Source organism: Couchioplanes caeruleus, assembly GCF_023499255.1.
In the GTDB taxonomy this organism is placed as follows: domain Bacteria; phylum Actinomycetota; class Actinomycetes; order Mycobacteriales; family Micromonosporaceae; genus Actinoplanes; species Actinoplanes caeruleus_A.
In genome coordinates this window covers 5,226,909-5,239,260 of record NZ_CP092183.1, presented here as the reverse complement: position 1 = coordinate 5,239,260, position 12,352 = coordinate 5,226,909, and the positions used below count along the sequence as shown (strand labels likewise).

The 12,352-nt window shown below is 73.1% G+C and carries 10 protein-coding genes; 4 read left to right on the top strand and 6 right to left on the bottom strand.

Annotated features, from left to right (window positions below; genetic code table 11):
• Nucleotide 1: 1 nt before the first annotated feature.
• Together COUCH_RS24310 and COUCH_RS24305 are read right to left on the bottom strand one after the other, a co-directional pair.
• A complete protein-coding gene (locus COUCH_RS24310; RefSeq protein WP_249607508.1) occupies nt 2–544 on the bottom strand; it encodes an AAA family ATPase in 543 nt (180 codons plus the stop codon).
• A gap of 154 nt (nt 545–698) precedes the next feature.
• Nucleotides 699–1,883 carry an FAD-dependent monooxygenase gene (locus COUCH_RS24305; protein WP_249607507.1) on the bottom strand — a complete coding sequence of 395 codons (1,185 nt, stop codon included), beginning with the start codon at nt 1,881–1,883 and terminating at the stop codon, nt 699–701.
• Nucleotides 1,884–1,937: 54 nt separating this feature from the next.
• Here COUCH_RS24305 and COUCH_RS24300 point away from each other — a divergent pair, with 54 nt between their 5' ends.
• From COUCH_RS24300 to thrS, 3 genes are all read left to right on the top strand, one after another.
• A complete protein-coding gene (locus COUCH_RS24300) occupies nt 1,938–2,528 on the top strand; it encodes a TetR/AcrR family transcriptional regulator (RefSeq protein WP_249607506.1) in 591 nt (196 codons plus the stop codon).
• A gap of 217 nt (nt 2,529–2,745) precedes the next feature.
• Nucleotides 2,746–3,864 (top strand): cellulose binding domain-containing protein, encoded by a 1,119-nt coding sequence (locus tag COUCH_RS24295; RefSeq protein ID WP_249607504.1) that lies wholly within the window; start codon nt 2,746–2,748, stop codon nt 3,862–3,864.
• 319 nt (nt 3,865–4,183) lie between these two features.
• On the top strand, nt 4,184–5,404 hold the full coding sequence (gene thrS, locus COUCH_RS24290) for a threonine--tRNA ligase (protein ID WP_249607502.1): 1,221 nt from the start codon (nt 4,184–4,186) through the stop codon (nt 5,402–5,404).
• Between the two features lie 2 nt (nt 5,405–5,406).
• Here thrS and COUCH_RS24285 read toward each other — a convergent pair whose 3' ends face one another.
• The 3 genes from COUCH_RS24285 to COUCH_RS39055 form a co-directional block, all read right to left on the bottom strand.
• Nucleotides 5,407–6,933: a sulfatase-like hydrolase/transferase gene (locus tag COUCH_RS24285; RefSeq protein ID WP_249607501.1), complete on the bottom strand. Its 1,527-nt coding sequence runs from the start codon at nt 6,931–6,933 to the stop codon at nt 5,407–5,409.
• A gap of 166 nt (nt 6,934–7,099) precedes the next feature.
• Nucleotides 7,100–8,560, bottom strand: coding sequence for an aldehyde dehydrogenase family protein (locus COUCH_RS24280; protein WP_249607498.1), 1,461 nt, complete (start codon nt 8,558–8,560; stop codon nt 7,100–7,102).
• 189 nt (nt 8,561–8,749) lie between these two features.
• Nucleotides 8,750–9,481, bottom strand: a complete 732-nt coding sequence (locus COUCH_RS39055) for an ATP-binding protein (RefSeq protein WP_346015937.1) — start codon at nt 9,479–9,481, stop codon at nt 8,750–8,752.
• Between the two features lie 103 nt (nt 9,482–9,584).
• On the opposite strand from COUCH_RS39055, the gene COUCH_RS24270 reads away from it, so the two are divergent.
• The gene (locus COUCH_RS24270) at nt 9,585–10,463 is read left to right on the top strand and encodes an aminoglycoside phosphotransferase family protein (protein WP_249607497.1); all 879 of its coding nucleotides are present in this window, start codon (nt 9,585–9,587) and stop codon (nt 10,461–10,463) included.
• 3 nt (nt 10,464–10,466) lie between these two features.
• On the opposite strand, the gene COUCH_RS24265 is transcribed toward COUCH_RS24270, so the two are convergent.
• On the bottom strand, nt 10,467–12,257 hold the full coding sequence (locus COUCH_RS24265; RefSeq protein ID WP_249607496.1) for a carbohydrate-binding module family 20 domain-containing protein: 1,791 nt from the start codon (nt 12,255–12,257) through the stop codon (nt 10,467–10,469).
• Nucleotides 12,258–12,352 lie beyond the last annotated feature (95 nt).

Here is a 12,352-nt window from a genome sequence, read left to right as displayed (position 1 = left end):
GTCAGGAGACCGACGGCGGCCAGCGGTACGTACGCCACTCCCGCCACGTCGTGAAGCCGGCCGGAGGCTCGCCGGCGGCCTCGCTGCCGTCCACTTCGCCCGGCGTGGGGACCTCGAACGCCGCCGCCCACCCGGTCAGTTCCTCGTCGGACATCGGCCACGTCGAGTGCGGTGCCTCGGCCTGACGCCGGTCGCGCCGTTTCCGCTGCTCGGCGAGGGAGACCTCGAAATGGCGCAGTTCCACCGCCGCGCCGAGGTCGGCGGCCGCCCGGCGGAGCGCGGAGCGCTCGTCCCGGCTCCAGAGCCCGAAGTCGATCACGACGTCGATGCCCAGCTCGAGGGCGCGCAGCCCGATCTCGATGAGCCGCCCCTCGATCACGTCGCCCGCCGACGGCGGGTTCTCGAGCCCGTAGAGAGCCTTGACCCACTCGTCCTTGGTGAGGCGAAGAGCCTCATGCTCGACCTCGATGCTGCGGGCGGCGGTGGTCTTCCCGGCGCACGGGAGCCCCACCATCAAGAACAGCGTCGGTTGCCTCGTGTGCATGTCACAGATCTTCCGATATCGGGATCCCGCTGGTCGTCCGCGGCGCAGCGCAAGCAGGTTCAGCGCGCCGAGGCCCGCGATGACCAGCGCCATCGCCAGGCTCGAACCGGTGAAGCTGCCAGAGCGTCCGGTCCCACGGCGCAGCCGCGCCGGCTCATGGGCGCTCCCATGCGGGCGGTACGGGCGGACGCCACGCGGCGGCGGCGTCGAATCCGCGCAGCGCGACGCGGTCGGGCACGAGGCGTACGGCGGTGTCACGCAGCGCCGCGACGGTGGCCGAGGGGCTCTGTGTCAGCCGGCCCAGCAGGCGCGACTGCCGGGCGAGCCGGGTGACGCGTCCGACGCGCGCCCGGTCGTAGCGGGCCGGCCCGGCGGTTGCCGCGGAATCGCCGGCCATCGCGTGGGCCAGGACGACGGCGTCCTCGATGGCCAGCCCGGCGCCCTGGCCCAGGTTGGGTTCCATGGCATGGGCGGCATCACCGAGCAGCGCCACCCGGCCGCGGTGCAGGCGCCGCAGCGACGGCCGTACCGCCAGGATGTCGTGCCGCAGCAGGTCACCCGGCGTGATCGCAGCGAGCAGGGCAGGGATGGGGTCGTGCCATCGCCCGAACCGGGTACGCAGGTCGGACAGCTCATCCGCGCGGGGTGTGCGGGCGGGGGCGTTCGCGGTGGCGTACACGTAGACCTGATCGGGGCCGACCGGGACGACGCCGAAGCGCTCGGCGCGTCCCCATGTCTCGCTCGCCGCGCCGGTCCCGACGGCTCGGGTGCGAACCATGGCGCGCCAGGCGGCGTACCCGCAGTACTCCGCCGGTGGTTGCGCAGGCCAGAGCGCCCGGCGTATCCGGGAGTTGACGCCGTCGGCCGCGACGACGAGGTCCGCGGCAATCAGCCGGTCGCCGCAGTGGACGGCTGCCCGCCGGTCCGGGCCACCGGCGTCGACGTCGGTGACAGTGGCGTTCAGCCGCAGGCAGCCGGGTGGCAGCGCGGAGGCGAGCAGCTGTGTCAGGTCGGCCCGTACGATCGCCAGCTGCGGGCCGCCGTAACGGGAGATGACCTGGTCACCGCGGGTTCGCGAGAGCCACCGACCGTCGGGGCGGCGTACGCCCGAACCGCTCAGGGCCGGCGCCCGTGACCGCAGACCGTCGCCGAGCCCCAGGGCGTGCAGGGCCCGTACGGCGTTCGGCCACAGGATCAGTCCCGCGCCGATGGGCTCCAGGGCCGGTGCCCGCTCGTACACCGCGACCGCCCAGCCCGCGCGGTGCAGGGCGACCGCCGCGGCGAGTCCTCCGACGCCACCGCCGACCACCACCGCGGACCGCTGTCCCTCTACATCCATAGAGGTGACCCTACAGCTGTAGAGGGACGACCTCTACGCCGGTAGAGTGTGGTCATGATCTCCGCGCGGCACCGACTCGTCGCCGACGCCGCCCTCGACGTGCTGGCCGGGCACGGCTCGCGGGGCCTGACGCACCGCGCGGTGGACACCGCCGCCGGCCTGCCGCCCGGCTCGACCTCGTACTACTACCGGTCCCGGGCGGCTCTGCTCAGCGCCTGCGTCCAGCGCCTGGTGGAAGACGACTACGCCGAGCTGGACGCCCTGGCGCCCGTGGTCACGGCGGCGGACCCGGCGGCCCTGAGCCGGGCCCTGGCCGAGCTGCTGCACCGGTGGCTCACCAGCGGCCGGCGGCGCCACCTGGCCCGGTACGAGCTCACGCTGGAGTCGGTACGGCGCCCGGAGGTGGCGGCGGAACTGCACCGCTCCGGCGACGGCCTGCGCCGGCGGATCGCGGACGTCCTCGCCGGGCTCGGCGCCGGCGACCCGCCCCGCCAGGCCCGGTGGCTCGTGGCCTGCATCGACGGCATCCTCTTCGACGCGATCGCGGGCGCGCAGTCGGCCGCGCCCGTGGATACCGCGGAGCTGGATGCCGCGGCGCGAGACCTCATCGGCGCCGTGCTGCCGGCCGCGTGGCGCGGCCACTGACCGGGGGAAGTGCTCGCGACGTGCCACCCGGATCGGTGCGCAGGGTGCCTGCACATCACGCACATCCGCGCCGGCGCCACGGTGGCTGCCATAGACACCGGCCGCCGGCGCGGCCTAGCATCTGCGCACACCGCATAGACATCCATCGACGTCTTTGCCCACCGTCGAAGCGCTTCGATGATGTCGTGCGAGGTCCCCCTACGACGATGGGAACACCATGCGAAAGCGAAGAATCGCGCTCTCCGTGGCCGCCGCGGCGGCCGTCACGGCGGGAACGGGCGTCGTCACCGCCCTGCCCGCGAACGCGGCCGCCGGCTGCAGCGTCGCGTACACGGTCAGCAACTCGTGGCAGGGCGGCTTCGGCGCCTCCGTCACGATCACCAACCTCGGCGACGCGGTCGGCTCGTGGTCGCTGGCCTGGTCGTTCGCGGCCGGTCAGACGGTCACCCAGGCGTGGAACGCCACCGTGACCCAGAGCGGGTCGGCGGTCACGGCCCGCAACGCCGGCTACAACGGGTCGATCGCGACCAACGGGACCGTGTCCTTCGGGTTCAACGGCTCCTGGACCGGCAGCAATCCCGCGCCCACCGCCTTCACCCTCAACGGCACCGCGTGCACCGGCGGCGTGACCCCGCCGACCGGCCCGACGACGCCGCCGCCGACCACGCCCCCGCCCACCGGCGGCGTGCCGTCGGACGCCGTCTGGTCCGGATCCGGCCAGTGGGACAACTGGACCAGCAACGGCTACACGATCTACAACAACGTCTGGGGTTCGGGCGCCGGCACCCAGACGACGTGGGCGCGGTCCCCGGGCAACTGGGGCGTCGTGGCCAACCACCCGCGCACGAGCGGCATCAAGTCGTACCCGAACGTCAGCTACACCCTGAACCGCACGCTCAGCTCGCTGCGTACGCTCACCAGCTCGTACAACGTGACCGTGCCGGCCTCCGGCGACTACGAGACCGCGTACGACATCTGGGCGAACAACAACGCGTACGAGATCATGATCTGGACCAACAAGCAGGGCGCGGTGGGGCCGATCGCCGAGAAGTACGACGCGAACGGCGCCGTGCCGACGGCCGCGAACGTGACGGTCGGCGGCGCCACCTGGAACATCTACCGCGGCTCGAACGGCGCCAACGCGGTGTTCTCGTTCGTGCGGACGAGCAACAGCACGTCCGGCACACTCGACGTGCTCGCGATGCTGAACTGGCTGCGCACCAACAGCTGGTGGGGCGACGTGACGCTCGGCCAGTTCCAGTTCGGCTACGAGATCTCCGGCACCGCCGGTCAGTCCTCGTTCACCACCAACAGCTACACCCTCGGCTTCAGCTGAATCCGGGCGGATTCCGCTGGGCACTGATGGTGACGAGCAGGCCTTCCTGCCGTCGCAAGGGGGCGGACGCCGGATCCCCCGGGGATCGGCAGGTCCGCCTCGATGCGCTGCATGCCGCGAAGCGCAAATCGGTTGGTCCAGCGCGCCGGGTGCTCCTAGCATCGGCGCATGAACCTCAGGTCTGTGACGACGACGCCGGGACGTCCCGGCGTACCGTCGCGCTGACCTGATCAGCGACGAACGTGGCCCCGGGCGAGCTCGCCCGGGGCCTTCGTCGTGCCCGCGGGTGCGGCGCCCGGTGCCGGACAGGGAGACAGCCATGCCCGCCGACCACCGCAAGCTCGGCCGTGAGCTCGACATCTTCGACTCGGACCCGCTCATCGGCGCCGGCCTGCCGTTCTGGCTGCCGGCCGGCGCCGCCGCCCGGCACGAGGTCGAGTCCTACCTGTACGACCTCGAGCGCCGCGCCGGATACCAGCACGTGTACTCGCCGGTCCTCGGCAAACGCCGGATGTACGAGCTGTCCGGGCACTGGGACAACTTCAGCGACGACATGTTCCCGCCGATGCGGCTCGGCGCGGACGACCTCGTGATTCGGCCCAGCCTGTGCCCGCACCACGCGCTCGTGTTCCGGTCGCGGCAGCGCTCGTACCGGGACCTGCCGCTGCGCATCGCCGAGGTGGGCGGCATGTACCGGGCCGAACGCTCGGGGGTGCTCGGCGGGCTGACCCGCGTACGGTCCATCTCCCTCAACGACGCGCACATCTTCTGCGGCATGCGGGACGTCGCCCAGGAGGTCGCCGGTGTGCTCGCCCTGATGCGGCAGGCCCACGCCGCGCTGGGAATCGCCGTGTCGTCGTACCAGCTGTCGCTGCGCGGCGAGGGCGGCAAGTACGCCGGCGACGAGGAGGGCTGGGCGCAGGGCGAGCGCCTGCTGCAGGAGGCGCTGGACGCGGAGGGGGTGGCGTACGAGGCGGTCGCGGGGGAGGCGGCCTTCTACGGCCCGAAGATCGACGTGCAGATCGCCGACCCGGCGGGCCGCGAGTCCACCCTCGCCACCATTCAGATCGACCTGCACCAGCCGGCGCAGTTCGGGCTGGCGTACCGGGCGTCGTCCGGTGCGCCGGAGCGGCCGGTGATGGTGCACCGCAGCCTCGTCGGCTCCCTCGAACGGCTCTTCGCCGCGCTGCTCGAGGCCCACGCCGGTGCCTTTCCCGTCTGGTACGCGCCGGTGCAGGTCGTCGCCCTCCCGGTGGGAGCCGCGGAACGGGACGCGGCCGCGGCGTTCCGCCGCGCGGCGATGGACGCGGGGCTGCGGGCCGAGGTCGACGACGACGGTTCGCTCGGCGCGCGGATCCGGGGCGCCGCGGGACGCAAGGTGCCGTACGTCGCCGTGATCGGCGCGCGCGAGGCGTCCGGCGGTGAGGTCGCGCTGCGCCTGCGGGACGGCCGCCGGCTGCCCGCCATGCCCGCCGCGCAGGCCGTCGCGCTGATCGGGGACGTCGCTGCCCGCCGTACCCCCGAGCTCTCGGTGGGGTGAGCTCAGCCGGCCCGGTCCGCGACCTGGCACGCCGCGCCGCCGTGGCAGGTGGTCAGGCCCTTGAGGGCCGCGTGCAGGGCCGCGGCCCGCTGCGGCGACAACCGCCCGGCGACGTTGCGCAGCTGGTACGGGTCCGACGCCCGGTTGTAGAACTCGCGGCCGCCGTCGGCGTACTCGACGTACGTGTACGTCGCCGTGCGCAGCGCGGCGTAGTCCGGCGGGTTGCCGCTGAGCCGCGACGGGTTGTCCGGGTCGCCGGGATCCGGGTCGGGGTGGTGGTGCTCGACGAGCGCCGCCTTGCGCCACGGCCCCGGCCCGGCGCCCGTGAGCAGCGGCGCGAAGCTGCGGCCGTCCACGTCGGCCGGGACGGTCGCGCCGGCCAGCTCGCCGAAGGTGGGCCGCAGATCGATGTTCATCACCGGCTCCCGGACCACCCGCCCGGCGGGCACGCCCGGCCCGGCCACGATCAGCGGCACCCGCACGTCGGTGTCGAACGCCGTCTGCTTGCCCGGGCCCAGCCTGTACTCGCCGAGGTGGTAACCGTTGTCCGAGGTGAACACCAGCATCGTGGACCCGGCCACCCCGGCCGCGGTCAGGCTCTGCTGCAGCGATGCCACCATCCGATCGACCGCCTGCACGGCCTGCACGCGCTTGCGGAACACCTCGTCCATCAACCCGCGCTGCTGCGCGGTCAGCGGCGCCCGCCCGGCCAGCCACGCCGGCGCCCCGCCGGGCAGGGCGTCGAAGGCCGGGCTGCGCGGCGCGCTCACCCCGGGAAAGGCCCGGGCATCCCGCGGAGCCGGCGTGTACGGCGAGTGCGGCGCGTACGTCGCCACCTCCACCAGGAACGGCGTACGGGCCGCCGCGGCGTCCCGGATGAACGCGGACGCCTTCGAGCTCACCACGTCGGTCAGGTAATCGGCCGGGACGGTGCCGTAGTGGCGTACCCGCCCGTTCTCGTTGAGGTCGTAGTCGAACCCGCTGTACGCGTTCCCACCGGCATGCCAGTCCGTCCAGCCCGGCGGCACGTACCGTCCCTTCGGCTGGTACTCGTTCAGATACTTGCCGAAGAAGGCCGTCCGATACCCGGCGGCCTGCAGATCCGTCGCGAACGTCGACTTCTCCAGGCCCTTGCGGTGGAACAGCCGGAACCCGCCGTCCGCGCCGTGGTTGGTGAAGATCCCGGTGTTGTGCGGGAACTTCCCGGTCAACATGGACGCCCGCGACGGGCAGCACAGCGAATCGGTCACCGTGTAGTTCCCGAAGCTCGCACCCCGCCGCTGCACCGCCAGCACGTGCGGCATGTACCGCACGAGGTTCATGGACAGGTCATCGGTCAGCACCAGGACGATGTTGGGCCGCCCGCCGGCCGGCGCGGTCACCGTTCCCGCCGCGCCGGACGCCGCCACCGACCCCGCCGCGCCCGGCGACGCCGTGCCCGGCCGCGGCCCGGACCCCGGCGTGCACCCGCCGGCCAGGCCGAGTACGGCCACGACGGCCAGCACGCGGACCCGAAGACGAAGAGCCATACACCGGACATTACGGCCTGAAGATCTCATCGTCGAACAGAACGACCCCAAGCCTCCCCGGGCGCGGCGGCCGCACCGCCACGCGGATCACGACTCGGGCCGGACCCGCGCCGGCCGGCCGGGGCTGACCCGTCGGCCGCAGCGGTCAGGCGCCTGAGGGCGGGGGTCAGAAGGGGAACTGCTTGGGCCGCTGCTGCAGCGTGATCCACCGCAGGTCGGTGAACGCCTCCACCCCGGCGCGCCCGCCGAAGCGGCCGTACCCGGAGTCGCCGAGGCCGCCGAAGGGCGCGATCGGGTCGTCGTCGACGGACTGGTCGTTGACGTGGGCGCAGCCGGTGCGCAGCCGCCGTGCCACCGCCAGGCCGCGGGTGACGTCGCGGGTGACGATGCCGGCGGTCAGGCCGTACGGGCTGTCGTTGGCGACCGCGACGGCCTCGTCCTCGCCGTCGACGGGCAGCACCGTGCAGACCGGCCCGAAGATCTCCTCGGTATGGATGCGCATGTCCGGGGTGACCCCGGCCAGCACGGTGGCGGGGTAGTGCGCGCCGTCGGGTGCGCCGCCGCCGGAGAGCACCCGCGCGCCCGCCGCGGCGGCGTCGTCGACCAGGCCGGCCACCCGCCGGGCCGCGTCCGCGTTGATGAGCGGGCCGATCACCGTGTGCGGGTCGGTGGGGTCGCCACCGGGCAGCGTCTTCGCCTTCTCGGCGAGGCGGGCGGCGAACTCGCCGGCGAGCGTACGGTCGACCAGCACCCGGTCGGCGGACATGCAGATCTGGCCGGAGTTGAGGTACGCGCCGAACGCGACGGCGTCCACGGCGTACTCGAGGTCGGCGTCGTCGAGCACGAGGATCGAGTTCTTGCCGCCGAGCTCGAGGACGGCGGGGGTGAGGTGGCGGGCGGCGAGCTCGCCGATGCGCCGGCCGATCTTCGTCGAGCCGGTGAAGTTGACCCGGCGGACGCGGGGGTCGGCGATGAGGGTCTCGGCGATGCGCGCCGCGTCGGCCGGGTCGTTGGTCAGCACGTTGAGCGCGCCGGGCGGCAGGCCCGCGTCGCGCAGCACGTCGGCGATGAACAGCGCGCAGGTCAGCGGCGCGTCCTCACTGGCCTTGACCACGACGGTGTTGCCGCCGGCCAGGGGAGCCGCGACGGCGCGGGTGCCGAGGATCAGCGGGGCGTTCCACGGCGCGAAGGCGGCCACCACGCCGGCGGGCTGGCGCACGGCCAGCGACAGCACGTCCGGGTTGTCGGAGGCGAGCACCTCGCCGACCGGCAGGGTGGTGGCCGCGGCGGCCTCGCGCAGCATCGCGGCGGCCAGCCCGACGTTGAACATCGACCAGCCGAGGGCGCCGCCGGTCTCGCCGGCCATCAGCGCCGCGGCGTCGGCGGCGCGTTCCTCGAGCAGGTCGGCGGCGTGGGAGAGCACCCGGCGCCGCTGCGTGGGCGGCGTGGCCGACCAGGCCGGGAACGCCGCGGACGCGGCGTCGACCGCCCGCGTCACGTCGGCCGGGGACGCGGCGGCGACCTCGGCGAGGACGTCGCCCGTGTGCGGGTTCAGATCTTCGGTGGTACGCCCGTGCGCCGCGGGGACCTCTTCGCCGCCGATGAGCAGGGACCGGTTGACCGACACGCCGCCACCTCCGAGTGTTCGGCATACGAACACATGTTCGCGCCGTACCGTGGCGGAAACGCTAGCCCCGCGCCCGCGAAAGGTCAACGGGAGCTCAAGAAGCATCCCGATGGGCCGATACGTGCATCGAGGACGAACACGACGGACGCCGAGGTGGAGCGGTGACGGCAGGTCTCAGGCGCGTACGGATCAGCACCCGCCTCGTGGTGGCCATGTCCGTGCTGCTCGCGCCGACCGGATGCAGCAGCTGGTCGCCGCGGTCTCCGCCAAGGCCGGGGAGGTCTCCGTGGCCGCCACGGAGCTGAGCGCGGTGAGCACACAGCTCGCCGGGGGAGCGGAGCACACCAGCGCACAGGCCGGCGCGGTGAGCGCCGGCGCCGAGGAGGTCTCCGCGATCGTGTCGTCGCTGGCCGCCTCGGCCGACGAGATGAACGCGTCCATCGAGGAGATCGCCCGCAGCGCCACCCGGGCCAGCGACATCGCCCGCGGCGGGGTCCGGGCCGCCGGCGAGGCCGACGAGTCGGTCGCCCGGCTGGCCGAGTCGTCCGCCGAGATCCAGACCGTGGTCAAGCTGATCACCGACATCGCCCACCAGACGAACACCGGGGACCCGGTGTTGACCACGCACAGCGCGGGGGAGCCGCCGACCGTGACGTGCAGCGTGCCGCCCGGCCGGTTGTACTTGATGCCGTTCTGCACGAGGTTCGTGATCAGCCGTTCCAGCAGCACCGCACCGGCGATCCGTTCCAGCGGCTGCGGGGTGCTGCCGATGCGGGCCTGGTCCACCTCGGTCAGCACGAGCAGTCCCTCGATGAGCCGTTCGTTGCGTTCGTTGGCGCGCAGCAGCTGGGCGGTGAGCAGGGAGAGCTGATCCTCCGCGAGCGTCCCCGACATGCCCACCTCGATCAGGGTGCGCTGCACGGCGAGCGGCGTGCGCAGCTCGTGGGAGGCGAGTCTGTCAGGCGCGGGCAAATTCGGTGGACGCCGGCGTGGCCCCGGCCCGAGGATCGCCGGGATGCCTGCCATGAGAATGCACGCCGACGAGGTCGCTACCGACGAGACGCTCGTACGCCGCCTGCTCGCCGCACAGTTCCCCCAGTGGGCCGGTCTGCCGGCGCGGCTCGTGCCGTCGTACGGGACCGACCACGACGTCTACCGGCTCGGCGCCGACCTGGTGGTGCGGCTGCCCCGGATCGGCTGGGCCGCGCAGCAGGCCGCCCGGGAGGCGACCTGGCTGCCGTGGCTGGCGCCGCAGGTGCCCCTGGCACTGCCCGAGCCGGTCGGGCTGGGTGAGCCGCAGGACGGCTACCCCTTCCCGTGGTCGGTGTGCAGGTGGCTGCCGGGGGAGAACGCCGACGGCACCATCGACGACCTGGACCGGGCCGCCGGGGATCTCGCGGGCTTCGTCCGGGCGATGCGCCGCCTCGACCCGGCCCTCGCGCCGGACGACATGCGTCACGACCTGACCGGCCCGCAGTCCGGCGACGAGGACGTCCGCCGCTCGATCGCGCAGCTCGGCGACCGCATCGACGGGCCGGCCACGCTGCGATCGTGGGAGGAGACCATGGAAGCCGCGCCGCACGACGGTCCCGGCGCGTGGGTCCACGGTGACCTGCTGCCGGGCAACGTGCTGGTCACCGGCGGCAGGATCACCGCGGCCATCGACTTCGGGGGGCTGAGCGTGCGCGACCCGTCCCGCGACCTGCTGGCGGCCTGGACGATCTTCACCGGGACGAGCCGCGAGCGGTACCGCGAGGCGCTCGAGGCGGACGACGCGTCGTGGCTGCGGGGCCGGGGCTGGGCCCTGCGACAGGCGGTGGGCGCGCTGTCGTACTACTGGGACACCAACCCCGGCATGGTCCGCATGGCCACCCGCGAGCTCCGCGAGGTGCTCATCGGCTGACGGTCACCGCCAGGTGTCGCTCCACGTGGCGCTGCACGGGGACGCCGACGGCGTGGTCCGCGTACGGTTCGGGTCGCTCTCCCAGACCACCGTGGACCCCTCCTTCTTGATGTACTTGTACTGCACCGCCGTGCCGCCCGGCAGCGACACCGTCGCCTTCCACACCGGGTACGCCGCCGAGGACAGCGCCACCGCGTTCGCCGGGTCCCAGTTGCCCAGCGCCGCCGTGTTGCCGGTGACGAAGACGTTCTGGCCCCACGTCGTGGTGGCGTTCGCCTCGAAGGCCACCGAGGCGGTGCTGCAGCCGGTGGGCGGCGTGGTGGTGCCGCCGCTGCCCTTGGCGTTGATGTGCAGGGCCAGAACCGAGTTCGCCGCCACGGTCGCGGTGACCTGGCCGCTGGAGGTGACCGTGTACGCCGGCCCGGTGCAGGAGCCGTTGGCCGCGTCGCCCGCCATGACGTCGCAGTACGTGCCCGCCGGCAGCGACGTCTGGAAGGTGCGGGTCAGCGCCGAGCCGGAGCGGTTGAACGCCACGTACGCCGCGCTGCCGCGCCCGAAGGCGATCTGGGTGGACCCGTTGCTCCACCAGTTCGTGACCGCGGCGCCCGCGGCCGTGTTGCGCAACGCCACCATGTTCGCCGTGGTCCGCGCGCGGTGCTCGCACTGCCAGCCGTTGCCGCAGCTCACCGCGGTGGTGGTGCCGTTGCTCGAGGCGGGCGGCCCGGCGTCGTTGTTCGAGAAGGTGAAGCTCGACATGACCTGCGGGACGCCGTACGGGAACGCGATCATGAACGCCTCGGCGAGCGCGTACGAGGCGCCGTCCTTGTAGGTCAGCTTCGCGCGGCCGTTGCGCTGGGTGTCGTGGTTGTCCACGAACGCCACCGCGTCGCCGGAGCCCAGCCGCATCTGGCCGGCGAGGGTGTTCAGGTTCGACAGGGTGCCGTCCTTGAACGCGCTGCCCACCACGTCGCCGTAGCGGAACTCGGTGACGTCGCCGATGCCCGCGTACTCCTCGGGCGCGGGTTCGCCGGAGCCGCCCTCGATGACCTCGGAGAACACGTACGGGTCACCGGTGACCGGGTCGACGATCGCGGCGAGGTCGGCGGCGGGCAGGTGCTTGGCCGCGTCCACCCGGAACCCGTCGACGCCCAGCGACACCAGGTCGTTCAGGTACGCGGTCAGCTTGCCGCGCACGTACGAGGACTCGGTCTTGAGGTCGGAAAGGTCGACCAGCTCGCAGTTCTGGACCTCCCAGCGGTCGCCCCAGTTCACGATGTCGTCGTTGCCGTTGCGCCCGCAGTGGTGGAAGTCGCCGCTGCCGTACGGCACCGCCGGGTACGCGTACTGCGAGTACGTCGAGCCGCCGCTGCCGGTGCCGGTGGAGGCGCCGCCGGCCATGTGGTTGACGACCGCGTCGACGTAGATCTTGACCCCGGCGGCGTGGCAGGTCTTGACCATGCTCGCGAACGCGGTGCGGTCGCCGCGCCGGGTGGTGAGCTGGTAGCTGACCGGCTGGTAGTCCTGCCACCACGGGTATCCCTTGCCCGGCAGAACGACGTGTTCCTGCGGCGGCGACACCTGCACGCCGCCGAAGCCCTTGGGGCCGAGCACGCCGGTGCACTCGCTCGCGACCGACGCCCAGGGCCATTCGAAGAGGTGGACGATGACGTCCTTGGCGCCGGGCGAGGCGGTGGACGCCTCGGCCTGGTCGCGTGTGTGGACGGCGCCGACGGCTACCAGGCCGGCGGCGAGGACGGCGGTCGCTGCGGTGGCGACGACCTGACGGACACGCATGGGAAGCCTCCAGGGACGCGGGGGAGGGGCGTGAAACTTCTTGCGCAAGTCCGAGGAAAGTTAGCAGCGTGTTTCGTCACGGTAAAGAGAAGCGC